The sequence below is a fragment of the Burkholderia savannae genome (assembly GCF_001524445.2).
Lineage (GTDB): Bacteria > Pseudomonadota > Gammaproteobacteria > Burkholderiales > Burkholderiaceae > Burkholderia > Burkholderia savannae.
This window is the reverse complement of the sequence record NZ_CP013417.1, coordinates 2421188-2445241: the sequence shown is the minus strand read 5'-3', so window position 1 is coordinate 2445241 and position 24054 is coordinate 2421188. Positions and strand designations below refer to the sequence as shown.

The window sequence follows — 24054 nt, the reverse complement described above, 5'->3', positions numbered from 1 at the left end:
AAGGAAAGCACATGGAAATCAACCGCGCCAACCTGCGCGCCCTGTTCACGGGATACAACACCGTATTCCAGCAAGCCTTCGACGGCGCGCCGTCCGACTGGAATCGCGTGGCGATGCCAGTGCCGTCGACCACTTCGCAGGAAGTCTATCCGTGGCTCGGCCAGACCACACGCTTTCGCGAGTGGATCGGCGACCGTGTTCTTCAGAACCTGACGTCCCACGATTTCTCGATCAAGAACAAATCGTTTGAGAACACAGTCACAGTCGGCCGCACCACGGTCGAGGACGATACCTACGGCATTTACAAGCCGGCTATGGCGCAGCTCGGCCTCGACGCGAAGCAGCATCCGGACGAGCTGGTGTTCGGCTTGCTCAAGCAAGGTGCGACGAAAACCTGCTACGACGGTCAATATTTTTTCGATACCGATCATCCGGTCGTGCAGGAAAACGGCACGGTCGGTTCCGTCTCGAACTTCAAGGCAGGCACTGGCCCGACCTGGTATTTGCTTGATATGACGCGCGTCGTCAAGCCGATCATCTTGCAGCAGCGCAAGCCGTACAACTTCGTGGCTATGGACCAGGAAACCGACGAAGTCGTGTTCTCGGCGAACGCGCTCCGCTACGGCGTCGACGCACGTTGCAACGTCGGCTTCGCACTTTGGCAACTCGCGTATGCATCGCAGGACGAGCTGAACGAAGACAGCTACGAGGCCGCTCGCCAGGCAATGACCAGCATGAAGGGCGACAACGGCCGCCCGCTCGGCATCCGACCGTCGCTCCTGGTCGTGCCGCCGATGTATGAGGGGCGCGGCCGGAAGATCCTCAACGCCGATGCGAACAACTACGGCGCGACCAACGTCTGGAAGGGTTCGGCCGATCTATTGGCGACGCCCTGGCTGGCATAGCAGGACACACCGGGATAACACCCCCGCGAGAGACGGCCGCGCGACGCCGATAAGCGCGGAGGAAGACCGTCCCGGAGCTGCGGCGCAATGGTGGGCTCCGGTTGGGTTCGAATTCACAGGAGAGGTTCATGAGCAAGAAACATCCGGCGATCAAGGTGGCGTCGGCCAAGGAAGGGTTTCGCCGCGCTGGCCATGTGTTCGGGATCGTGCCGAAAACGATCGCGCTGGCTGCGCTTCATCCGGACGCACACGCCGCAATCGTCGCCGACAAGTCCCTGGTCGTGGTCGACACGGCGATCCATCTCAGCGACGAAGAAGCGGCGGCGCTCCCGCACCACGACGCCGACCACGTGATCGCCGCGCTCGCAAATGCAGACACGCTGACGCTCGACGTGAGCGAAGACGACGCGAAGCGTGCGCTGGCGCTGGCCGACATCGAAGCGGAGCTGGCGCAGCGCGAAGCGTCGATCAAGCTGCGCGAGGGCGATCTGAAGGCCGCCGAAGACGAATTCGAAGCTGCCGAAGCGGACCTGAAACGCCGCATTGCCGAATTCGACGAGCGCCACGCGGGCCTCGTCACGCGCGAAAACGATCTGCTCGCGCGCATCCAGGCATTCGAGGCCGAGCAGGAAGCCGCGAAATCCGGCGGCAAGTCCACGCAGTCGGCCGGCAAGAAGAGCTAACGCGCCATGTACGCCACCGTCGAATTCATGATCGGTCGCTTCGGACAGCGCGAGGCGATCTCGCTGTCCGATCGCGAACGCACCGGCGACGTGAACGCCGTCGTGCTGGCCGATGCGCTCGACGAGGCATCCGCCGAGATCGATACGTATCTGGCGGGCCGGTACGCGCTGCCGCTCGATCCGCAACCGAAGATGCTCGCGGGCGTGTGTTGCGACATCGCGCGCTATCGCCTGTGCGGCGGCGAAACCGTCATGACCGACGAAATCGACAAGCGTTACAAGGCCGCGATCGCATTCCTGAAGCTCGTCGCGACCGGCGACGTCACGCTCGGCTCGACGACGACGGGTTCGATTCCGCAACCCGACAACTCTGTCCAGTTCGTGACAGGCACGCGCGTGTTCGCTCGCGAGAACCGATAACGCCATGCCCTACGTCCCGATCGTCACTGCAGTTGAGCTTGGCGTCGTCGACCGCCTCACGCGCGGCCTCGGCAAGATGGTCGCCGAGGTCAAGACCTACGGCGGGGAATTCGACGACGAAGAATTGGACACCGTCGTGCGGCGCTTCCCGGCTGCGTGGGTGACGTTTGGCGGCGTGAAGCGCACCGATCCCGTCGCGACGAGTCGATCGAAGTGGAAGGCCGACGCGACCTTCGTCGTGATGGTCGGCGCACGCAGCGTTCGGAACGAAGAAACCAGTCGGCACGGCGGACCGGCGCAGATCGAGGTCGGCACGAACCTGCTGATCTCGGCCGTCCGCTACCTCCTGAACGAGCAGGACATGGGCCTGCCGATCCGGCATTTCGCGCCGGGCGCGATTCGCACGCTGTTCAACACGAAGGTCCGTAACGACGCCATATCGGTCTACGCGCTCGAATTTCATACCGCGTGGGTTGAAGACACGCTATTCGTCGGCGCGTTTCCGCAAGGCAGCGTCGAAGGTCCGCTCGGCGAGGTGTTCGAGCAATACGACGGCCAGCTCGATCCACCGACGCCGGACTGGAAGTCGACGCTGCTGCGCTACTACCTGCAACCCGGCACCGATCGCCCGGCCGATGCGGTGGATCACATTGAGATGAAGGAGCAACCATGAAAGTGAAAGCCCGTTCCGGGTTGCGTGTCCCGAAGGAACACGCATCGCGCCAGTACATCACGGACGCTGAAGCCGTCGATGTGCCGGATACCGCGTATTACCAACGTCGCGTCGCCGAAGGTGACCTGATCGAAGAAAACCGGTCGGCCGCGGAATCGAGCGCCGACGTCGCACCGAACCCCGCAGTCGATTCGGGTGCCAAAAAGGCCGCGAAAGGAGCCTAACCGATGGCAAGCAAAAACATTTCGTTCGACACGATCCCGTCGGGTATCCGCAAGCCGGGCAAGTACTTCGAATACAACACGAAGCTCGCCGTTCGCACGCTGCCGGCGAACGACCAGACCGTGCTTATCATCGGCCAGCGTACCGCTGACGGCACTGTGCCGGCACTGAAGCCGGTCGACGTGTTCTCCGGCGACCAGGCCGCGCTGTATTTCGGCGCAGGCTCGCTCGCGCACATCGCGGCCGTCGCCGCGATCACGGCGTACAAGTACGTGAGCCTGACGGTCATCGCCGTCGACGACGCAGTTGCGGGACAACCGGCCAAGGGGACGGTCGAGTTCACGGGACCGGCGACGGCTGACGGTGCGTTCGCCTTGTTCATTGCGAATACGCGGGTCGACATCGCCGTATATGCGGACGACACGGAAATTACGATCGCCACGCGCCTCAAGGATCAGATCGCGCAGAAGACTGCGCTGCCGGTGACCGCTGACTCCGTGAACGGCAAGGTCACGCTGACGGCGAAGAACAAGGGGGCGTTCGGCAACGACATCGTGCTGTCGCAGCTCAACCAGGCGGCCGGCGTCAAAGCAACGATTACCGCATTCACGGGTGGGCTGAACGATCCCGACATTGCCCCGGCGCTCGCGGCCGTGTACGGCGCGCAGTACAACCTGTATGCGACGTGCTGGCCGACGAAGGAATCGCTGACGAAGCTGCGCACGCACCTGGACAGCATCTCGGGCGCGATCGAACAGCGTCCGGCTGTCGGTGTCGCCGCCACTCCCGCGACGCTGTCTACCGCAACGACGCTGGCCGGCGACCTCAACGCGGGTCGGATCACGGTCGGTTGGCATCCGGGTTCGGTGTGCCTCTCGGCCGAAATCGCAGCCGCCTACGCGGCCGTTATTTCCAGCGAGACGGACCCAGCTCGACCGCTGAACACACTCGCGCTGACCGGTCTGGACGTGACGCCGATCCCGGCTCAGCCCGGGCGCACCGAGCAGGAGAAAGCGCTGCACAACGGTGTGACGCCCTTCGAGATCGGCCCGGGCAACGTCGTGCAGATCGTACGTTCGATCACGACGTACACGAAGGATGCGCAGGGTATCGACGATCCGGCGCTGCTCGACATCACTACGATCCGATCGCTCGACTACTTTCGCAAGGCGTGTCGGCAGCGTATTGCTCTGCGCTTCCCGCGCGATAAGCTGTCGGATAAGACGCCGCCGAAGGTACGCAGCGAGCTGCTCGACGTCGCGTACAAGTGCGAGGAGCTGGAAATCGTTGAGAACGTGGAGGCCAACAAGAACAACCTCATCGTCGAGCGCGATCTGCAGGACGCCAACCAACTCGACGCAGCGATCCCTGCCGACGTGGTGAATGGTTTTCACATTCTCGCGGCGCGGATCGACCTGATCCTGTAACGCCCATCGAAACACTATAGGAGCCAGCTATGGCATTGGAAGAATACGTCGGCGCGATCGTGCTCGAAGTCGACGGCCAGGAGGCCGAGGTCGTGAGCGTGTCGCCGACGTCGAAGACGGGCAAGAAGCCGGTCAAGACGATGAACCGCACGGGCCGCGTCAAGGGCTTCGCGCGTGGCGTCGAGGAACACGAGCTGAAGGTGACGGTCGTGATCCCGCTCGGCGGCGACGAGATCGACTGGTTCAACATGGAAGGCGGCAAGCTGACCATGTTCCCGGCTTCGCTCGGCGGTCAACGCGTGAGCTATTACGACTGCGTCACGCTCGACATGGGCGATCAGTACAGCGTGGAAAACGAGGCGCGCCGCGACCTCACCATCTTCTCGACTCGGCGGGTGACGGAATGAGCATCATGACGGAAAAGGGTTCGCTGGACTACGGCATCGAATATCCGGCCGGCAGTGGCCAGTATCACTACGACTTCGAGCTGCGTCTCGCGACGGTCGACGACAACATCTCAGCCTATGAGCATCCGTCGATCCTCGGCGGCGGTGTGTCGAACATGCGCGTCAACGCGGCGATCATCTCGTCATGCCTGCTGTCGCTCGGCACTGTCCCGAAGGAAGAGATCACGCCGGAGCTGATCGGCACGGCGATCGACGTCGACTATGACCAGTTGTACGCCAAGCAGGAACTGCTCAAAAAAAAGCGAAAGGAAAGGAAACCCACCTTCGCAACTTCCGACTCGCCGTCCTCATCCTCGGACCCTGCGGGTTCAGCGAAGAGCGAGTCCGGAACCTGAGCGAACCGGAGCTGGAGGGTTACCTGTCCGCGTTCGCCACGCTGCGCGGACAGGGTTCGAACGGTCGCCCCGGGAAGACCGGGCCGACCGTTAAAAGCATGCGGCGCAAACGCCGCAAGGGTAAATAGGAATGTCTCGCGATCTCGCCGTCGGCATGACCATTCGGATGCGCGACCAGGTGTCCGCACCGGCGCAGCAATCCGAACGCAATGTCCAGCGCAGCGTGCGCCAGACGACGCAGACCTATACCGACGCGTCGCGCGTCGCCGTGTCGACGAGCCGGATGCTGTACAACGTCCGCATGACGCAGAGCGCGCAGGCCGAGCAAGCCGTGCAACGCAATGTCGCGCAGACCGAGGCTGCGTATCAGCGCGCGAACCGTAACGTGCTGACCGGGTCGCAACGGCTCGCCAATGCCCGTCAGCAGCTCGACATTCGATCGGAACAGACGATCCGGCGCGAAATCGATCAGACGGTCGCGTCGTACAACCGACTCGCGCGGGCCGGCTTCTCGTCGTCGAACGAACAAGCTCGTGCATTCGCAGCCGTTCAGCGCAAGGTCGCTGAGCTGAACAAGGAACTTGGCAAGACGGTCGAACGCGAAAGCCTGCTGGCTCGCGGCTCGCATGGCATGCTGCGCGTCGGCGAAGGGATCGCGGGGGCCTATGCCGGAGCGCGTGTACTGTCCGGCCCGGTGGGCCAGGCAATGCGGTTCGATCAGCATCTGGCGATGATCGCGAACACCAGCTATCGCAACCTTGCACCGAAGGATCGCGTGAAGGCCACCGATGAGCTGCGAGCAGTTGTTTACGCGGCTGTTCAGGAAGGTGGCGGGACGCTCGACCAAGCGATGGAATCCCTCGAAAAACTGATGGCTCACGACGCGCTTGGACACAAAGCAGCGTTCGAGCTTCTGCCGAAACTGCAGCGAGGCGCGCAAGCCGAGGGAGCCGATCCGGTCGACCTGGGCAACGTCGCGGTCAAGGCCGTGCAGAACTTGCGCTTTGAAGAGCACGACACCGGGCGTGTGCTGGACATGGGGGCGGTCGCCAGCCACATGGGTGAATTCAAGTTCCCGGACCTGAGCCATTACCTTCCGGCGCAGATGGCGGCCGCAGGCAATGCGGGTTTCTCGGGCGCGCGCGGCTACGCGAAGATTCTGGCGCTGAACGAAACGGCAATGTCCACGGCTGGCACTGCCGGTCAGGCCGGCACGAACGTGACCGACCTGCTCAACCAGATGTCGAGCCGGGAGCTGGCCCACGCGGCGAAACGCGCCGGCATCAAGGATTTCGAGGGCGTCAAAATGCGGACCCTGGCGCGCGGCGGCGACATGCTCGACGCGATAGAGGCGACGATCGAGACGATCTTCAAGAGCGACAAGAAGTACCAGGAAATCCAGCGCAAACTGAAAACCGCCAAACCGGGCGAGGACAAGGAATTGCTGACGGACATGGCGAACCTGCTGCAGGGTTCGGCGATCGGCAAGCTGTTCGGCAACCAGCAGTCAGTGATGGCGCTGACCGGCTACATCACGCAGAAGCACAAGCGGCAGGAGGTGTATGAAGCCGCCATGCACGAATGGGATCGCGGAGGCGGCACGATCGCAGGCGACTTCGACGTCGTGAAAGCGATGGACGGGTTCAAGGCGCAGCAGCTCAAGAACGAGGCCGAGATCGCGGAGATGGACGCCCTGCGCGGATTGAATCACCAGCTCGGCGACGCGGCGTCGAAGCTCGCGAACTATGCGAAGGAATACCCGGGCCTCGCGAAAGCAATTGCCGGCACCACGCTCGCATTCGAAGGGCTGACGGCCATCCTCCTGGGCGCGGGTCTGATGCGGTTTGTGACCGGCGGCCGCGCTGCCGGCGCCGTGGCGGCAGCCGATGCCGGGCTGGCGAGCGCAGGTGTCGCAGGCGCGGCCAGCGCGGCGGGATTCGGCGCACGGTTCGCAGGCATGGCGAAAGCCATCGGCACGCGCGGTGGCCCATTGCTGGCGATCGCAAGCGGCCTCGAGGCGTTTTCGATCGCGGGCGATCAGTCGAAGACGGCTGACGAGAAGAAAGCCGCTTACGTCGGTGTTGCCGGCGGTGCTGTTGGTGGTCTTGCCGGGATGGCTGCTGGTGCGGCGACCGGCGCGGCGCTTGGCTCGGTCGTTCCCGTCGCAGGCAACATCGTCGGCGCGGGCGTCGGGGCCGTCGCCGGATACTTCGGCCACGAATGGGGGGAGAAGCTCGGCAAGATGATCGGCGACGCGATCTTCGCGCAGAAGAAGGACGAGAAGCCGCCTGTTGTCGAGGGACACTTCACCATCAATCTGGACGGTCAGCATCTCTACGACTTCGTCACGATGGCCGGCCAAAAGGCGGCTCGGAGATTCTGATATGGCATGGAAAGATAGCCTGCTCGATGCTTCGTTTCGCGGCGTTCCGTTCGACGCGCAGCACACGGACGATACGATCGACCGCGATACCGCTGAATACGCGGTGCCGCACGTCGACGGCGAAGACGTTGAAGATCTCGGCCTGAAGGCGCACACCACCAGTATTACCGCGATCTTCTTCGGCGACGATTACGAGGATCGGATGCAGGCGCTGCTCGGCGCACTCGCGATCAAGGGGCCGGGCGAACTGATCCATCCGGTTTTCGGGTCGATGCCAAGCATGCAGCTCATTGGCGCGCACGTGTCGCATGATGCCGAGAACGTCGACGCGTGTGTGATCGAGATGCGGTTCAAGCGCTCGACGCCGGCCAATCCGTTCTTCATTGAGCAGCGGCCGACGCAAACCGCTGACGCCGCCGCGCAGCTCGCGACCACCGCGCAGGATGCCGGCACCAGCATGTTCGAGCGAGCAGTCGGCCTGCTCAAGACGATGAAGGCTGGCCTGCGCCGACTCAATGCTTTGCGCGATGTCCTGAGCGAGACGCTCGGTCCGATCACGGCGCTTGTCGTCGGCTTTCGACGTGCGACGGTCGATTATCTGTCCTGGCCGGGCGCGTTCGCGTCGGACCTGATCGGCCTGGTCAGCGGTATCGCGGATTTCCGTTCGTTCGATCCAGGACTCGTCATGTCTGACTGGAACGACATGCGCGACCAGATGAAGACGGTCGTGAAGCTGCCTGCAGCGTCGGCCGCTGGCCAGCCGCTCGTCATTCCTGGCACGCAGGCCACGACGGCCGCACCCAGCAGCTCGACCGACCCCGCCACGCCGTATGCGCCGGCACGTCCTAGCACCGTTGCCGCTGACGCATCGGACATCCAGCTCGTCACGGCCGTCACGGCGGTTGTCGTTGCCACGGTGACGGCCAGCGTTGCATCCGACATCCTGGCGAATGAGGCCGACACCCCGACGCTGACGCCGGATCAGGTCGAGCAGATCGCGAACGATACGCGTGGATTGATCCAGGCCGCGATCGACGCCGTACGCGCGGCCGTGCCGGTCGAACAGGCTCGGCCCGTTATCGAGCCGTTAAAAGAGACGGCACTGTCGGTGCAGGAGCTGGCGATCAAGGTGATCGACGTCCTGCCGCCGATCATTTCGCGCACGGTTGATGCGCCGTCGAACCTCACGTTGCTGGCGCATCTCTGGTACGGAGACTATTTGCGCTCGACGGAGCTTCTTCGCCTGAATTCACAGATCCGCAATCCGAACTTCATTCAGCGAGGAGACATTGTCCGTGGCTTCGCCCAATAACGATGTGACGCTGCTGATCGGTGGCAAGGCGCATAGTGCCTGGTCGTCGTATTCGATCGATTCCGATCTGCTGACGCCGGCCGACGCGTGGGACGTGCGCCTCACGCGCCCGGCCGGCAAGATGCCGGACACGGTCAAATCCGGCGCGCATGTCCAGGTGAAGGTCGGCGACGACACGGTGCTCGTCGGCTACGTCGACCAGGTGCGTCGCCGCACCAGCAAGACCGAGAAGACGCTGTCGATCAGCGGCCGGGACTATGCCGCGATCCTGCGCGACTGCTCGGCACCGATTTTCACGGCTAAACAGGTCACGTTAGCGGAGGTGGTCGCGAACATCGTTAAACCGCTCGGGATCAGGAAGATTCGTATCGACACGGCGCGCGCGCAGTCGACGTGGGACAAGATCAGCGTCGACCCGGGTGACACGGCATGGGACGCGCTCGTTCACGCGGCCGAGGGTGAAGGTTTGTGGCCGTGGTTCGATCCGGACGGCACGCTCGTGGTCGGCGGGCCGGACTACAATGCCCCGCCCGTCGCGAGCCTGATCCTGCGCGAGGATGGTAAGGGCAACAACGTCGAGTGGTTCGACGAGGATTTGTCGATCGCCGAGCGACACTCGGAAGTCACGGTGCTCGGCCAGGCGCACGGCACCGGATCGAAGGCCGGCAAGCACGCCATCAAGGCGACCGTGAAAGACAAGGATGTGCCGGTGTACCGCCCCAAGATAGTCGTCGACCACGACGCGCCCAATCTGGCAGCGGCCGAAGCGCGTGCGCGCAAGATCATTTCCGACTCGGCACTCGCCGCGCACACGCTGCGCGCGAGCGTCAAGGGACACCGAACCTCGGACGGCGTGCTGTGGAAGCCGGGCCAACGGGTGCACGTCGTATGGGAGGAATACGGGATCGACGCCATCTACTTCCTGATGGCGCGTCGATTCACGGGTGGCCGTCCAGGCGGCACGCACACGACGCTGACCCTGAAGGAAGATGGCGTGTGGATTCTCGACGCGCATCCGCATTCGGGCCGCAAGCATCGGAAGAAGAAACGCGGCGGACCATCGATCGAAGTCACGGACGCCACCATCGACGCGAGCATCATGAAATGATCAAGGACATCGACAAGCGCATCCAGCGTGCGGTTTCCGGCATTCGGCAAGCCTTCCGAGGAATGATCGGTGGCGTGCAGACAAACGGCCCGACCGCGACCGTTCGCGGCGAAGGTCTCGCTGGCGAGAACATGGTCGACCTCGAACTATTCCAACACTACGGCTACACCAGTTCGCCGCCGGCCGGCACGATGATGGTCGTGGTGCCGGTCGGCGGCAAGACGAGTCATGGAATCGTCATCGCGACCGAGCATGGTCAGTATCGGTTGAAGGCGTTGAAGGCTGGCGAGGTGGCGCTGTACACGGACGAAGGTGATTCCATCGTCCTCGCTCGCGGCCGCGTCATCGACATCAAGACGAAGACGCTGAACATCGAAGCCGAAGAATCGGTCAACTTCAAGACGCCGACCGTCAATATGGATCACGCGCTCAACGTGGCCGAGCAGATCACCGGCAAGGGCGGCATGTCGATGTCGGGTGGCGACGGCGCGCGCATCGACAGCCTGAACGTCGACAAGGATGCCGTGATCAGCGGCAAGAGCTTCAACGGCCACAAGCATCCGGAAACGGGCAGCATCACGGGCACCCCTGTCGCCTGACATCAGCGGCACTCACTGACCTCCATCATCTGAATTGTCCACGCGCGCGCGATCACAATCGCGGCATGGACGCACTTCTGAACCCGCAAACTGGCGGATATACCGGCACGCAAACGACGACGCTTGCGAATGCCGTGTATATCCGCCTTGCCACACCGCTCGGCTCCTGGTGGGCCGCGCTCGACGTCGGGTCGCTGCTGCACACGCTGGCGCGCGAGAAAGATACGCCCCGCGTGCGCCGTCTCGCCGTTCAATACGCCGAGCAAGCGCTCGCTCCGTTGGTCAAGGACGGCCGCGCGCGCAAGGTGTCGGTGTCGTCCGCATCCGCCGAAAAAGGCTGGCTCATTCTGCTCATCGAAGTGGTCGACGTCACGGGCGACGTGCGCCACTTCCTACATCCGGTCAAGGTGTCGTAATGCCGGCAACCGTTCTGACTCTCGACCAGATCCGCGAAAACATTCTTCGCGAGATTAAGAACCAGCGCCCGGAAGCTGACGTCGGGCCGGATTCGGATCACTACGTGCGCGCGAGCGGCACGGCCAGCGCGATCGAAGGTCTATACGCTCACCAGGTCTGGACCGCCAAGCAGATTTTTCCGGACACGGCCGACGAAGACAAACTCATTCTTCACGCGCGCCTGCGCGGCATCGAGCGCAAGCCGGCCGTCGTCGCGAGCGGCACCGCGCGCGCGACGGGCAAGCCCGGCATCCAGGTCGCCAGCGGTTTGAGCGCGAAGTACCAGGACGGCACGGCTTATGTGACGACGAGCGGCGGCACGTTTGACGCGGCGGGCAATCTCGTCGTCAGTGTGGTGGCCGTCGACGCCGGTGTCGACGGAAACCGTCAGGATGGCGACGCGCTCACGCTTACCGTGCCGCCGGTCAACGTCGACGCGTCCCTGACGGTCGTGAGTTTGCGCGGCGGCACCGTGATCGAAACGCTCGACAGCCTACTCGCTCGCCTGCTGCAGCGCATTCGACGGCCGCCCGCTGGCGGCAACAAATACGACTACTGGCAGTGGGCGATGGAAGTGCCAGGCGTGACGTCCGCATTCATCTATCCGTTGCGACGCGGTCTCGGTACGGTCGATGTCGTGATCACGACCAATGACGGTCTGCCTTCGGATGACGTGCTGAAGGCAGCGCAAGCGCATATCGACGATCAGCGTCCCGTGCGCGCAAAGGATACGCGCGTCGTTGTGCCAACGATCAAAACCTATGATGTAGACGCCGCTGTAAAGCTGGATGGAATTACGATCGACGCCGCCCAGGTCACCGTGACGAACGGTCTGAATGCGTACAACGCAATCATCACACCGGGTGAGGCAGTCATTCGCAATCGCATCGGCGGGGTTATCAACGACACGCTCGGCATTGTCGATTACGCACTCAACAGTCCGGCGGCCAACGTGGTCCCGATCGTCGATGCGAAGGTCATCGAGTGGTGTCGCCTCGGTGCGGTGAAATTGAGGCCGCTGGTATGAACGGTCACGCTGATTTGCTCGCCCGGCTGCTTCCCCCGGTGTCTTACGATCCGCGCGAGTCTCGTCTCGCAGCGGAGCTGGCCGCCGAAGGGAGAGCACTCGATCGCGCACTCGGTGACGCGGAAACCGTCGTCAACGGAATCACGCCGTTCTTTGCGCACCAGCTCCTGCCGGATTGGGAGCGCGTGTGTGGCATCACGCCGGCCGAGGACGCGACCCTGCAGCAACGCATTTCAACGGTAGTCGCGAAGATCAATGAAACGGGTGGTATGTCGATCCCGTATTTCACGCGCCTCGCGGCCGCGCTCGGCTATCGCATCGAGATTGTCGAGCCGGACCCGTTTCGCGTCGATGAAAACTCGGTGGGTGACGCGCTATGGATCGAGGACATCATCTACCAGTGGGGCGTTGTGGTACACGGCGCGCCGACGCTGGAAATCTATTTCCGCGTGGACGAAAGCGCGGTCGACGAGCCGCTTCTGACATTCGCAGATCCGATCCTCGAAGCTGTATTCGAGGATCTAAAACCGGCCGACACCTTCGTCTACTTCATCTACCAGGAAGCGTAACCATGCAGCGAATCAACACCCCCGATGGGAATTTCCATGCCGGCGACCCCTCTGCCGGCGTGAAGGGTACAGTTGTCACGCAGCCTTTCATGCAAGCCGTGCAGGAGGAGCTTGCGGCCGTGCCGGAAAGCGTTGGGATCAAGCTTGATCCCAACGACAACGGCCAGCTCCTGAAGGGCATTCAGAAGATCGTCGGTAATGCTGGCGCGAACTATCAGCCCGTACTCGGATACACCCCGGTTCAACAGGGGACTGGCGCGCTGCAAGGCCAAAACGCGGTGAAAATCGGTTGGGCGACGGATGGTTCGGGTCTGCGTGTAACGGTCGATACAACCGACCTCGGCGTGGTCGCGTTCGCGAGTCAACTTGCTGCATATGCGACGCAGGAATGGGTGGAGAAAAGCGCCGTTCCCAGGGGCGGAGGGGTAATGATTGGTACGTTGGCGGTGCCACAGGTTCAGTTGAGCCAGGGGCATGCGGACAACGACGGTACGAAGCCGATGATCTACAACGACCCGTCCGTCAGAAACGTTGTTTTCCGCACTGGCCCATCAAACGCGTACAAGTACACGGTGATCGATGAGAGCGGCGTACTGAAACTTCCGGCTCGCCCGAATTTCGCAGGATCTACGCCTTGGGACACTGGCAACTTCGATCCGAACTCGAAGCTGAACACGTCCGGCGGTACCGTTGGTGGCCGCTTGGCGCTCAGTAAGCAAGGCTGGCAGGCGGACTTCCAGCTCAGAAACTGGCGAGAGGGCCAAGACGTTAGCACGTACTTTCGAGCGCGCGATGGCGGCGGTCTGGAGATCATCAACAACGCCTATAACTTCGTAACGTGGTCAGTGGACGATTACGGAACCATGTTCATGCGCGGGCAGCAAATGCTCAACACGGACGGGAACCTTTGGTGTGCTTATCGCGGTTCGTGGATGTCCGGCATCCTAGACGATCTCTACAACCGGGACAATGGCAAAGCGAATGCAGGCGCAACGTGTCAGCCGTACGATTTTGCTGAGTTCGGCCCGCTTCGACAAAGCACCGGCACGACGACTGTGGATGCGCCGGACACATGGTTCGTGAAGGGCATCCGAACCGACAACTGGAACGGTGACGCTGCACCGCGCACGTTGTTCCTGCGATGCACCCGTATTCGCAACACGTAAGGAGGCTACTTGGTCGAGCACGAACTTCTCATCATGGCGATTGAGGATCGCTGGCCGCAGCTCGTACACGGGCGCGATTATTGGGTAGGCCATCCACTAGATCGGCAAACGGGACTTCAGTGCGGCGATGCGTTCATCGCACAATGGAATTGCTCCGTTGTGCCGCCGGACGTTACGGACCTGCTTAAGCGTGGCGAAGAACTCCGCCCGGTCCTTGCCGCACAGAAGGCGCGAGAACAACGGGATTCGCTCCTTCGTGCGTCTGACTGGACACAAGCGCCTGACGTGTCGGCGGCAACTCGGGAGAAGTGGGTAGTCTATCGGCAGACGCTTCGCGATCTGCCGGAACAACCGGGCTTCCCGCTGGATGTGCGGTGGCCGGATGCGCCCACAAGCGAGTAACACCTCATTTTTGTTCGGAACAAGGCGACCGGCACGAGTGTAGGAGCACTCGTGCCGGTCACTTACTCACTGCGCGGAACAGTGAGAAGCCAAGGCCCTGCTACCTTCGCGAAGGCAGGGCGAGTTTAACAGACAATTCGCACCCTAAATGGCACAACCCATCATTCCGTGGCTCGGCGGCAAGCGTCGCTTGGCCGAGCAACTCATTCCACTATTCCCACAACACGAATGCTACGTCGAGGTGTTCTGCGGTGGTGCTGCCTTGTACTTCCTACGGCCGATGCCGGCACCAGTCGAGGTGCTGAATGACATCAACGGCGAGCTGGTGAATCTATACCGCGTCGTGCAGCACCACCTTGAAGAGTTCGTGCGGCAATTCAAGTACGCGATTTCGAGTCGACAGGTATTCAAATGGCACCAGCTTGCGGTCCCGGAGACGCTCACAGATATACAACGTGCAGCGCGGTTTTACTACCTGCAGCACCATGCCTTCGGCGGCAAAGTTCAAGGGCAGACGTTCGGCACCGCTACGACCGCACCATCGGTCAACCTGCTACGGATCGAAGAGAGTCTGTCAGCCGCACATCTGCGGTTGGCCAGCGCACACGTCGAAAACCTGCCGTGGTACGAATGCATGGACCGGTATGATCGGCCGCACACGTTCTTCTATTGTGATCCGCCGTACTGGCAGACCGAGGGATATGGCGTTCCGTTCCCGTTCGAAGAATACGAACGGATGGCGGCTATGATGCGCGCCTGTAAAGGCAAGGTGATGGTGAGCATCAACGATCATCCCGACATTCGTCGAGCGTTCGATGGTTTTCCGATGCTCGGGCTGTCAATCAAGTACAGTTTGAACAACGCAACTGGCGGTGCTTCAAAGAGCCGCGAGCTTGTGATTACGAACTGGGAACCCGGAACGCTGACAGGCGGTTTGTTCTGACTCGATCGCGAGCGGCTGGACGGCAATCATTCGACGAGCTGGCGGGAAAGGTCGACGGCTTATTGGCAGGCGCTTTGCGTTCGCGCCCGCCGCCGAGCTATGCTTCACGCAAGCGTCGGCGTTGCCTCGACGTTGGCAGGCGCGATTTCGATTTGAATCGGGCGCTTTGGCCGATGCTCGTCGTTGAAGCAGCGTGATGTGCGCCGCTCGACCTTACGGTAATACTTGGCTTTCAATCGCTGCATGAGCGTTCGACTATCAGGCCTGTCAGTGATCGTCGTCGGCGCGCCGGTGTCTGCTACGAACTGCGGAGACGTGACATACATCCGTTGCCCGTGCTCCCAGTTGCGATCGAACGCGATATCAATCGCATGCGTAATTTTCGCTGTGTAGTCCAGCATGCGTTGCGCGGCGGTTCGCGTGATCATGTAGCACTGCAAGCCCACCGGGTTTTCCATCCACATCAATCTGGTCCCGCTCGGAAGACGCGCATACTCGGATTGCTGACGCTCGTTGATCCACATCAGCCGCACCATATCCCAATGCTGGCGAGCGTCGTAGAGTTCGAGCGTAGCGGCTTTGAACCCGTCGAGCAGCGTGATGTCGTCTTCCATGACGCACATTGCTTCCTTGCCGGATTGCACTAGTTGGAGCCACGCCGCACGATGGCTAAGGTAGCAACCGACCTCCCCGCGAGAGAGCTGCCAGCCATAGCGCCGCTGGCGACCGGCTGCGTCGTAACCCGGTATGGCTTCGACAGCTCCCTTCAGGTCAAATGCATCGAAGAACCGTGCATTAATGCCGTGATTGGCAAACTGCTCCACCATCTTGGTGCGCCGGTCTTGCGCACGGGTAAGCGAGATGCAGACATACGAGATACCCCGTTCCACTTCTTCCCTCGATTTTTTGGCATGCGCGACACGCGCATTACTTTGTTCTTACGGAAATGTTTCGAGAGTATAGCGGAACCTTGCGCCGACGCCTCGCCGGGCGGGCTGAGGTGAAGCTGCCAGCGTCCATTTTTCGGTGCAGTGGGCGGCAATCGGGACGTGCGTCCCTCGCACGGTGCCATGTGCATTCACCGTGACAAATCCGGCGCAAAAGCGGCAGATCAGGCAGTGACAAACATATCGCTAAACGGTGACAAATCGCGCGCGACGTTACATTCTTGCTTCGCAATTCACGGATTCCAACCAAGTCCGCGCCCGTTGACGGCAATGTCGAGTGCGCGAACCGGAAATGGAAAAAGGGGTGACGGCGATTAGCCGTCACCCCTTGATGTTGCTGGTCGGAGCGATAGGATTCGAACCTACGACCCTCTGATCCCAAATCAGATGCGCTACCAGGCTGCGCTACGCTCCGACGAATCGATGATTGTATCGCTCTTGTACAAATCGGGTCAATCTCCGCGTGCAATCGCTTACGCGCGCGCATAGACTGCGCAAGAATGACGGATGTCGCGACATCGCGCATGCCGCGCCGCGAAGCCGCGGCATGCGGCTTCCATCATCCTGGAGACGTCTCGTGATGAACCTCATTCTCTGGCGGCATGCCGAAGCCGAAGATTACGCGAGCACCGATCTCGCGCGCCAGTTGACCGCGCGCGGCCGCAAGGACGCGCAGGCCGTCGCGAAATGGCTGCGCGCGCGCATCGAGCGTCACGCGGTGGTACTCGCGAGTCCGGCCGCGCGCACCGTGCAGACGGCCGAGACGTTGACCGACCACTATCGGACCGCGGACGAACTCGCGCCCGGCTGCGACGTCGGCGACGTGCTCGCGGCGGCCGGTTGGCCGGACGGGATCGCGTCGACGGTCGTCGTCGTCGGCCATCAGCCGACGCTCGGCAGTGTCGCCGCGTACTTGCTCGCTGGTTCGGACGAAAGCTGGAGCCTCAAGAAGGGCGGTCTGCTGTGGTTTGTGAGCCGCGCCCGCGAGGGCAACGGGCAGACCGTGCTGCGTGCGGCCATTTCGGCCGATCTAGTCTGATTGGCCGCAATCAAACGCCATTTTCCGCTTTCTGCTAAAGTCAAATCGGCGACACGTCACCGAATGGACACCGTTTTGCCACGTAAGCGTCACGGCCGGTTACTACATTGGCGGGCATGTCGTCTCCTTCCTTACGACCAGGAATGCCTAATGCGAGAACTGCCGACGCCCACGCTTCCATTTGCCTCGCTATCTCTTGAGCAACCGCGCCGCCGTTTGCCACGCGCGTCCGAAACGGTCACCGCCGAATTCCGCCTGCGCGCCGCCTGGGCGCGCACCGAAGACGAACTGCGTGAAGCGCAGCGTCTGCGCCACAGTGTGTTCGCCGACGAAATGGGCGCGCACGTGAGCGGCCCGGCGGGCCTCGACGTCGATCCGTTCGATCCATACTGCGATCACCTGCTCGTGCGCGATCTCGACACGCTCAAGGTCGTCGGCACCTATCGCGTGCTGCCTCCGCATCAGGCCGCGCGTGTCGGCCGCCTGTACGCGGAGGGCGAGTTCGACCTGTCGCGTCTCACGCACCTGCGCTCGAAGATGGTCGAGGTCGGCCGCTCGTGCGTGCATCGAGACTATCGCAGCGGCGCCGTCATCATGGCGCTCTGGGGCGGCCTCGGCACCTACATGCTGCAAAACGGCTACGAGACGATGCTCGGCTGCGCGAGCGTGTCGATGGCCGACGGCGGCCACTACGCGGCGAATCTCTATCAGTCGCTCGGCGATGCGCTGACGGCGCCCGAGTACCGCGCGTTTCCGCACACGCCGCTGCCCGTCGACGATCTGCGGACGGGCGCGAAGGTCGCTCCGCCGCCGCTCATCAAGGGCTATCTGCGGCTCGGCGCGAAGATCTGCGGCGCGCCCGCGTGGGACCCGGATTTCAATTGCGCGGACTTCCTGACGCTGTTCCGCCTGTCGGACATCAACGCACGCTACGCGCGCCACTTCCTGAGCGATCCGCTGCCGCGGTGACGCCACCCGGCTCGATCCGAATCCGGGCGTGAACGACGGCACGGCGCATGCATCGCCGTGCCGTTGCTTTGTCTGCGGTCGTTCGGCGAATCGAAACGGTGGGCGGTGTCGTGTTGCGGTCGAGGTCGACGTGCGACGTGTGATGCGGGATGCGGAATGCGAGATGCGGGATGCGGGATGCGGGATGCGGGATGCGGGATGCGGGATGCGGGATGCGGGATGCGGGATGCGGGATGCGCTGCGATCGCGCGCATTCCGGTGCGCAAACAGCGCCCCTCCTGCTCGCCGCGAGCGGGCATTCGTGGTGACTCCGAACAGGCGCCGCCCGCGCTAGACGCAAGCGCGCCGCGCACGTCGGCGCGCGGCGTCGCGTTCGTCGTGCATGAGACGGTGGAAGAGAAGTGGCGGAGCGTCAGTGCTTGCGCCGCCAGTCGAGCAGGTGATGCTCGGCCATCCAGTGATGGATCATGCCTTCGCCGTTGTGCGTACGCTTGTATTCGCGCGATTCGTACACCGACAAACTGACGAGCACCAGCAACCCGATACCTAGGCCAATCAGGCCCGCAATCGATTCGGCATCCATGGCAGCCCTCCTTTCAAACCGGCATAGCGCCACGTCTACATAGTAGGACATGCGGGCGCGGACGCGAAGGAGCGCGGGGTCGTCGTCGGGCGCCGATTTCCAGTAGACTCGCCGGGCGCCATCCGGCGGAAACCGGGGCGCAATCGTCCATTCGTTCCGAGGAAATTCATGACCCGTATCGTCATTGCCGCGCTCGTGGCGGCCATGCTTGCCGGTTGCGCGAGCGATCCGCGGCAGGGCCGCCGTGGCACGCCGCCGCAAGATCCGCCCGATTATCAGGGCGTGCCGACCGACATGACGCCGCCGTCGATGCTAGGCGAACCCGGTGCGAGCGGCGCGCCCGCTGCACCCGCGAAATAGCTTCGACGAACGCCTCGGTCAGCCGCGAACGGACTGTGCTCGGCACGCTCGCTCGCGGCGAAGCGGGCGATGGTATGGCGCTCATATCCGCGCCGCCGCCGTACGGCATGCTTCGCCCGGCGATGCATGCGCGCCGCCGGCAACACGACATTCATCGACATCCGGCGCGGTACGGCGCGGCCCGTCGCCGCAGCCGGCGCGAGGCGCGCGTTAGCTTGCGGCGCGCACCGCCGCCGATGGCGCGTCTGCCGCGACTGCTCGTTCGAGCCCGGGCAGGTGGCGCGCGAGCGTCGCGCCGCGCGCCGCCATGAACACGAGCAGCGCGGCCCAGAGCCCGTGATTGCCGAACGGGCCGACGAGCGCGAACGTCGCGGCGACGAACAGCGCGAACGATGCCGCCATCGCACGCATCAGCGCCCGCGTATGCGTCGCGCCGATGAACACGCCGTCGAGCATGAAACCCCAGACCGAGATCACGGGCGAGAGCGCAGCCCATGGGAGATAGCGCTCGGCGACGCTGCGAATCGACGATTGATCGGTGAGCTGCGCGACGATCCAACCGCCCGCGCCCCAGTAGACGAGCGCGAACGCGAGCGCGCCGATTCCCGCCCAGAAGAACGTCGCGCGCAGCGCCTGCCGGAATGTATCGCGGTTGCGCGCGCCCGCCGCCGCGCCGACGAGCGCTTCGGCCGCATGCGCGAAGCCGTCGAGCGCATATGCCATGAAGGTCTGGAAATTGAGGAGGAGCGCGTTCGCGGCGAGCGTCGCGTCGCCTTGCCGCGCGCCGAGATGCGCGAACCAGCCGAACGCCGACAGCAGGCACAGCGTACGGATGAAGATGTCGCGATTGAGCGCGACGAGGCGTGCAAGCGCCGCGCGATCGAAGAGCTCGGCGCGCCCGATCTTCGGCAGGCCGCGGGGGCTCAGCCAGCGAAGCAGCAGCGCGCTGAGCGCGAAGCCCGCGATGTCCGCCGTCGCGGTGGCGGCACCGATGCCCGCGACGCCCCAGTCGAAGTGATACACGTACAGCAGCACCGCGCCGATGTTGACGACGTTGACGAACACCTGGATCGCGAGCGCGAGACGCACGCGCTGCACGCCGAGCAGATAACCCAGCACGACGTAGTTCGCGAGCGCGAACGGGGCGGCCCAGATGCGCGCATGCGTGTAATCGAGCGCGGTCGCGCGCACCGCATCGCTGCCGCCCAGCGCGGCGAACGCGAGGCCAACGAGCGGCGTCCGCAGCGCGAGCACCGCTGCGCCGAGCGCGAATGCAAGCAGCAATGCGCGCATCACGTTGATGCGGATGCCGGCAAGATCGTTCGCGCCGAACGCCTGTGCGACGAGCCCCGTCGTTCCCATCCTCAGGAAGCCGAAGCCCCAGTACACGAAGTTGAAGAAGAGACCGCCGAGCGCGACGCCGCCGAGATATTGCGGGCCGCTCAGATGGCCGGCGACGGCGGTGTCGACCGCGCCGAGAATCGGCTGCGTGAGGTTCGCGGCGATGATCGGCAGCGCGAGACCGAGCACGCGGCGGTGCCAGTTCGCGGTGGAGCGCGGCTCGGGGTCTTCGTCCGAGTGCGCGGAAGCGGAGGAGGCGGACATCGCGGCGTTACGTGCGTTCCTGCACGCACACCCACGGCGACACGACCACCGCCCACAGCTCGGGATCGCGCGTCGCGTAATCCTGCGCGGTGCCGGCCTGCATCCGCTCGACATGGCCCGCGGACAGCCAGCGCGTGACCTGCTCCTTGTCGTCGCCGGCGATCGCCTCGGCCACGCTCACGAGGTCGAGATCGCGCGCGACCGACAGCAGCTTGCCTTGCGCGAAAAAGCGCTCGAGATCGCACCAATCGATCTTGGCGGTTTCGCCGAGAAGCTTCAGATAGAGCGGGCTGTGCTGCGAGTCGGAGGAAGGGGTGTTCGAAGACATGGAATGGGGTGACTGAACTACGGTGAGCGCCACTATAAACCATTCGCGCGGCCCGCGAGACTCGGCCGTTCGGACGAGTTCCGCGACGGACGGCGGCGTGGGAGGATGGCGCCGTACGCATGCAGGTCAAGGCGCTTGAGCTGCGTGCGCCGGCGCTGTCTCGCGGTTCTTTCGGTGCGGATTTTGCGGCGGTTTCGGTGCGCGGTGCTCGTCGCTCGCGCGCGGCGCGCCGCTCGACATACGGCGCCCATGCGGCGAGCGCGACGCGCGTCGCACACGTCGCACACGTCACGCACGTCACGCACGTCACGTATCGCGCAGCGCGCGGCGGATGATCTTGCCCGTCGCGGTCATCGGCAAGCTGTCGACGAACGCCACTGCACGCGGATATTCATGGGCGGCGAGTCGCGTTTTCACGTGCTCCTGCAACTCGCGCGCGAGCGCGTCGTTCGCTTGGTGGCCCGTGTTCAGCACGACGAACGCCTTGACGATCTCGGTGCGGGTCGCGTCCGGCACGCCGACGACGGCCGCCATCCGCACGGCCGGGTGCTTGAGCAGGCAATCCTCGATGGGAGCCGGGCCGATCCGGTAGCCGGCGCTCGTGATCACGTCGTCGTTGCGGCCGACGAAGCGGACGAAGCCGTCGGCATCGGCGAGCCCGACGTCGCCCGTCAGCAGATAGTCGCCGACGAATTTTTCGCGCGTCGCGTCGGGCTTGCGCCAGTAGCCGATGAACATCACCGGATCGGGCGCGCGAACGCCGATGTTGCCTTCGACGCCGGGCGGCAGCGCGTTGCCGGCATCGTCGACGATCGCGACGCGATGCCCGGGCACGGCCTTGCCGATCGTGCCCGTGCGCGGCTCGAAGAGCGTGCTGCACGACGACAGCACGACGTTGCATTCGGTCTGTCCGTAGAACTCGTTGATCGTCACGCCGAACGCGTCGCGGCCCCAAGCGACGAGTTCCGCGCCGAGCGATTCGCCGCCGCTCGCGACCGATTCGAGGGCGAGCGCGTAGCGTTCGCTAGGCTGCGCGACGGCGGCGCGCATCAGCTTCAATGCGGTCGGCGGCAGGAATGCGTGCGTGACGCCGTGCCGCGCGAGCAGCTCGAACGCGGCCGCGCCGTCGAACTTCTCGAAGCGGCGCGCGAGCACCGGCACGCCGTGATGCAGGGACGGCAGCAGCACGTCGAGGAGCCCGCCGATCCACGCCCAGTCGGCGGGCGTCCAGAGCAGGCGCGCATGCGCGGGAAACAGGTTCTGCGACATCTCGAACCCCGGCAGATGGCCGAGCAGCGCCCGGTGCGCGTGCAGCGCGCCTTTCGGTTTGCCCGTCGTGCCGGACGTGTAGATGATGAGCGCCGGATCGTCGGCCGACGTGTCCGCGGGCGCGAACTTGTCCGACTCGGCCGCGAGCGCCGCATCGAATGCGAGCACGCCGGGCTCGGCGAGATCGGGCGCGCCGTCGATGCAGTAGATCGTCGCGAGCGACGGCAGCGACGCGTGCAGCGGTGCGATCTTCTCGTAGCCCGCGCGATCGGTGACGAGCGCGGCCGCGCCGCTGTCGCCGAGGCGGTATTCGAGCGCGTCCGCGCCGAACAGCGTGAAGAGCGGCACCGCGATCGCGCCGAGCTTGTACGCGGCCAGGTGGGCGATCGCGGTTTCCGGGCCTTGCGCGAGCAGGATGCCGATCCGGTCGCCGCGCTTCACGCCCGCGCGCGCAAAGCTGTTCGCGAGCCGATTAGAGCCGCTCCTCAGGTCGTCGAACGTGTAGCGCGCGACGCCGCCGTCCGCATGCTCGTGAATCAGCGCGACGCGGCCGCTGCCGTCGGCCCACTTGTCGCAAGCGTCGACGCCGATGTTGTAGCGCGCTGGAATGCGCCATGCGAAGCGGTCGACGAGCTCGGCGTAACTGGCGGCATGGGGCAGCATCGGGCGTCTCCGGTCGTTTTTTCGTGTGCCGTTTCGACGCACAGTACACCGAATCGCCGGGCCTACGCTCGCTCGTTAGGGTCGATCCTAGAAAGCACGGTCATGCGCAAACTACAAATGCTGCGTATGATCGTTTCACCAACGATAGATACGACCATGGACCTGTTTCTGATAGCTACGGGGCTCAGCGTGATAGGGATCGGCGCGCTGGTGGCGTTCGCGCGCCACGTCGATCCGGTGTCCGGCCGTCTGCACGGCCGGCTGCGCAAACGCTGATCGTTCTCTTGATCCGATCGCCCGGCTCACGCCGGAATGCGCACGACGCGCTGCGCCGTGCGCGAAGCGTCGCGCCGTGTCAGCGCGACGGCAGGTAGCGTGACGGATCGATCGAGCGGCCGCCGTAGCGCAGCTCGAAGTGCAGCGAGACGCGGTCGTTGTCGGTATCGCCCATCTCCGCGATTTTCTGCCCTTGCGCAACCGTTTGGCCTTCCTTCACGAGCAGCGCGCGGTTGTGCGCGTACGTCGTCAGGAAATCGGCGTTGTGCTTGACGATCAGCAGGTTGCCGTAGCCGCGCAGGCCGTTGCCTGCATAGACGACCGTGCCGGCCGCCGCCGCGACGATGGGCGTGCCCGCCGTGTTCGCGATGTCGACGCCCTTGGACTTCGAGCCGTCGAACGAGCGAATCACGTTGCCGGCGGCGGGCCACACGAGCGAGATGTTCGACGCGGGCTTCACGGACGGAGCCGACGACGTGGCGGGCGACGACGGCGCCGGGCGGCTCGGGCTGCGCGACGCGCTCGTCGCGCCCGACGACGATGCGGCGCCGGGCGGCGGCGCGACGCGCAGCACCTGGCCGACTTCGATGGCGTCGGGATTGGTGATCTGGTTCCAGCGAACGATGTTCGCGACCGGCTGGCGGTTCGCGCGCGCGATCTTGGAGAGCGTGTCGCCGCGCTCGACCCGGTAGAAGCCGGGGCCGACGGGCGCCGAGCCGCAGGCGGCGAGCAGTGCGGCAAGCGATGCGACGACGAGCCGTCTCGTTGTTTTCAGCAACATTGAACCTCGCAGGGCACCGCCGCGACGGCGCGGCGGTGGGTACAAAAACGTCTGATTTTAACGGGTTCGGCGGCGAGCCCGCCGTTTCGGGGCGGCAGGGCGGCGAAAGCGGGTGCTCGGAAGGCCCGAGCGGGGGC

Annotated in this window: 27 protein-coding genes, 1 tRNA gene and 1 pseudogene; 22 read left to right on the top strand and 7 right to left on the bottom strand. The window is 64.0% G+C overall.

From position 1 onward, the window contains the following. Positions 1 to 11: 11 nt before the first annotated feature. The 18 genes from WS78_RS11920 to WS78_RS11835 all read left to right on the top strand — a co-directional run bounded on the left by WS78_RS11920 (position 12) and on the right by WS78_RS11835 (position 15097). Positions 12 to 905, top strand: coding sequence for a Mu-like prophage major head subunit gpT family protein (locus tag WS78_RS11920; RefSeq protein ID WP_059580633.1), 894 nt, complete (start codon positions 12 to 14; stop codon positions 903 to 905). Between the two features lie 128 nt (positions 906 to 1033). Then, entirely contained in the window at positions 1034 to 1588 is a 555-nt protein-coding gene (locus tag WS78_RS11915) for a hypothetical protein (RefSeq protein WP_059580628.1), read from the top strand. Positions 1589 to 1594: 6 nt separating this feature from the next. After that, positions 1595 to 2008, top strand: a complete 414-nt coding sequence (locus WS78_RS11910) for a gp436 family protein (RefSeq protein ID WP_059580625.1) — start codon at positions 1595 to 1597, stop codon at positions 2006 to 2008. Between the two features lie 4 nt (positions 2009 to 2012). Next, complete coding sequence (locus tag WS78_RS11905) at positions 2013 to 2681, top strand: DUF1834 family protein (RefSeq protein WP_059608732.1); 669 nt, start codon at positions 2013 to 2015, stop codon at positions 2679 to 2681. After that, a complete protein-coding gene (locus tag WS78_RS11900) occupies positions 2678 to 2905 on the top strand; it encodes a DUF2635 domain-containing protein (protein ID WP_059582717.1) in 228 nt (75 codons plus the stop codon). The genes WS78_RS11905 and WS78_RS11900 overlap by 4 nt, the downstream gene beginning before the upstream one ends. A 3-nt stretch (positions 2906 to 2908) precedes the next feature. Then, positions 2909 to 4330: a phage tail sheath subtilisin-like domain-containing protein gene (locus WS78_RS11895; protein WP_059582712.1), complete on the top strand. Its 1422-nt coding sequence runs from the start codon at positions 2909 to 2911 to the stop codon at positions 4328 to 4330. A 29-nt stretch (positions 4331 to 4359) separates the two neighbouring features. Continuing rightward, complete coding sequence (locus WS78_RS11890) at positions 4360 to 4737, top strand: hypothetical protein (protein WP_059582709.1); 378 nt, start codon at positions 4360 to 4362, stop codon at positions 4735 to 4737. Then, the gene (locus WS78_RS11885; protein ID WP_017880452.1) at positions 4734 to 5132 is read left to right on the top strand and encodes a hypothetical protein; all 399 of its coding nucleotides are present in this window, start codon (positions 4734 to 4736) and stop codon (positions 5130 to 5132) included. The genes WS78_RS11890 and WS78_RS11885 overlap by 4 nt, the downstream gene beginning before the upstream one ends. Before the next feature lie 130 nt (positions 5133 to 5262). Then, positions 5263 to 7515: a phage tail tape measure protein gene (locus WS78_RS11880; RefSeq protein ID WP_038748621.1), complete on the top strand. Its 2253-nt coding sequence runs from the start codon at positions 5263 to 5265 to the stop codon at positions 7513 to 7515. 1 nt (position 7516) lies between these two features. Beyond that, positions 7517 to 8827 (top strand): DNA circularization protein, encoded by a 1311-nt coding sequence (locus WS78_RS11875; RefSeq protein ID WP_085701515.1) that lies wholly within the window; start codon positions 7517 to 7519, stop codon positions 8825 to 8827. Next, positions 8811 to 9935, top strand: coding sequence for a phage baseplate assembly protein (locus WS78_RS11870; RefSeq protein WP_059641460.1), 1125 nt, complete (start codon positions 8811 to 8813; stop codon positions 9933 to 9935). The genes WS78_RS11875 and WS78_RS11870 overlap by 17 nt, the downstream gene beginning before the upstream one ends. Continuing rightward, a complete protein-coding gene (locus tag WS78_RS11865) occupies positions 9932 to 10534 on the top strand; it encodes a phage baseplate assembly protein V (RefSeq protein ID WP_006025666.1) in 603 nt (200 codons plus the stop codon). Before WS78_RS11870 ends, WS78_RS11865 begins: the two co-directional genes overlap by 4 nt. Positions 10535 to 10599: 65 nt before the next feature. After that, positions 10600 to 10950: a phage GP46 family protein gene (locus tag WS78_RS11860; protein ID WP_059580426.1), complete on the top strand. Its 351-nt coding sequence runs from the start codon at positions 10600 to 10602 to the stop codon at positions 10948 to 10950. Next, positions 10950 to 12017, top strand: coding sequence for a baseplate J/gp47 family protein (locus tag WS78_RS11855; protein WP_059580431.1), 1068 nt, complete (start codon positions 10950 to 10952; stop codon positions 12015 to 12017). Before WS78_RS11860 ends, WS78_RS11855 begins: the two co-directional genes overlap by 1 nt. Further along, a complete protein-coding gene (locus tag WS78_RS11850) occupies positions 12014 to 12586 on the top strand; it encodes a YmfQ family protein (protein ID WP_059580434.1) in 573 nt (190 codons plus the stop codon). The genes WS78_RS11855 and WS78_RS11850 overlap by 4 nt, the downstream gene beginning before the upstream one ends. A 2-nt stretch (positions 12587 to 12588) precedes the next feature. Continuing rightward, a complete protein-coding gene (locus WS78_RS37050; protein ID WP_059580439.1) occupies positions 12589 to 13752 on the top strand; it encodes a hypothetical protein in 1164 nt (387 codons plus the stop codon). Between the two features lie 9 nt (positions 13753 to 13761). Next, complete coding sequence (locus WS78_RS11840) at positions 13762 to 14154, top strand: tail fiber assembly protein (protein ID WP_038719145.1); 393 nt, start codon at positions 13762 to 13764, stop codon at positions 14152 to 14154. Positions 14155 to 14302: 148 nt separating this feature from the next. Continuing rightward, the gene (locus WS78_RS11835; protein WP_017880445.1) at positions 14303 to 15097 is read left to right on the top strand and encodes a DNA adenine methylase; all 795 of its coding nucleotides are present in this window, start codon (positions 14303 to 14305) and stop codon (positions 15095 to 15097) included. Positions 15098 to 15201: 104 nt separating this feature from the next. Here the strand turns inward: WS78_RS11835 and WS78_RS11830 are convergent, their stop codons facing one another. After that, positions 15202 to 15987, bottom strand: a complete 786-nt coding sequence (locus tag WS78_RS11830) for a glycosyltransferase family 25 protein (RefSeq protein ID WP_059580443.1) — start codon at positions 15985 to 15987, stop codon at positions 15202 to 15204. Positions 15988 to 16382: 395 nt separating this feature from the next. Next, positions 16383 to 16459 (bottom strand) — tRNA-Pro (locus WS78_RS11825). Between the two features lie 165 nt (positions 16460 to 16624). Here WS78_RS11825 and sixA point away from each other — a divergent pair. After that, a complete protein-coding gene (gene sixA, locus WS78_RS11820; protein ID WP_038749814.1) occupies positions 16625 to 17083 on the top strand; it encodes a phosphohistidine phosphatase SixA in 459 nt (152 codons plus the stop codon). Between the two features lie 150 nt (positions 17084 to 17233). Next, entirely contained in the window at positions 17234 to 18052 is an 819-nt protein-coding gene (locus WS78_RS11815) for a GNAT family N-acetyltransferase (RefSeq protein ID WP_038749817.1), read from the top strand. 412 nt (positions 18053 to 18464) lie between these two features. Here WS78_RS11815 and WS78_RS11810 read toward each other — a convergent pair whose 3' ends face one another. Continuing rightward, the gene (locus tag WS78_RS11810) at positions 18465 to 18635 is read right to left on the bottom strand and encodes a hypothetical protein (protein ID WP_038749819.1); all 171 of its coding nucleotides are present in this window, start codon (positions 18633 to 18635) and stop codon (positions 18465 to 18467) included. Between the two features lie 168 nt (positions 18636 to 18803). On the opposite strand from WS78_RS11810, the gene WS78_RS11805 reads away from it, so the two are divergent. Further along, on the top strand, positions 18804 to 18995 hold the full coding sequence (locus WS78_RS11805) for a hypothetical protein (protein ID WP_038749822.1): 192 nt from the start codon (positions 18804 to 18806) through the stop codon (positions 18993 to 18995). A gap of 210 nt (positions 18996 to 19205) precedes the next feature. Here WS78_RS11805 and WS78_RS11800 read toward each other — a convergent pair whose 3' ends face one another. The 3 genes from WS78_RS11800 to WS78_RS11785 all read right to left on the bottom strand — a co-directional run bounded on the left by WS78_RS11800 (position 19206) and on the right by WS78_RS11785 (position 22860). Then, a complete protein-coding gene (locus WS78_RS11800; RefSeq protein WP_059580446.1) occupies positions 19206 to 20600 on the bottom strand; it encodes an MATE family efflux transporter in 1395 nt (464 codons plus the stop codon). A 7-nt stretch (positions 20601 to 20607) separates the two neighbouring features. Then, entirely contained in the window at positions 20608 to 20928 is a 321-nt protein-coding gene (locus WS78_RS11795; protein ID WP_038749828.1) for a DUF2288 domain-containing protein, read from the bottom strand. A 306-nt stretch (positions 20929 to 21234) separates the two neighbouring features. Beyond that, positions 21235 to 22860 carry an acyl-CoA synthetase gene (locus WS78_RS11785; protein ID WP_059580455.1) on the bottom strand — a complete coding sequence of 542 codons (1626 nt, stop codon included), beginning with the start codon at positions 22858 to 22860 and terminating at the stop codon, positions 21235 to 21237. Between WS78_RS11785 and WS78_RS37555 the strand changes: the two are divergent. Then, positions 22849 to 22950 (top strand): annotated as a pseudogene (locus WS78_RS37555) (heavy metal-associated domain protein); the annotation flags it as partial. The gene WS78_RS11785 and the pseudogene WS78_RS37555 overlap by 12 nt on opposite strands. A gap of 265 nt (positions 22951 to 23215) precedes the next feature. Here WS78_RS37555 and WS78_RS11780 read toward each other — a convergent pair. Next, positions 23216 to 23917, bottom strand: coding sequence for a peptidoglycan DD-metalloendopeptidase family protein (locus tag WS78_RS11780; protein ID WP_038749837.1), 702 nt, complete (start codon positions 23915 to 23917; stop codon positions 23216 to 23218). Positions 23918 to 24054 lie beyond the last annotated feature (137 nt).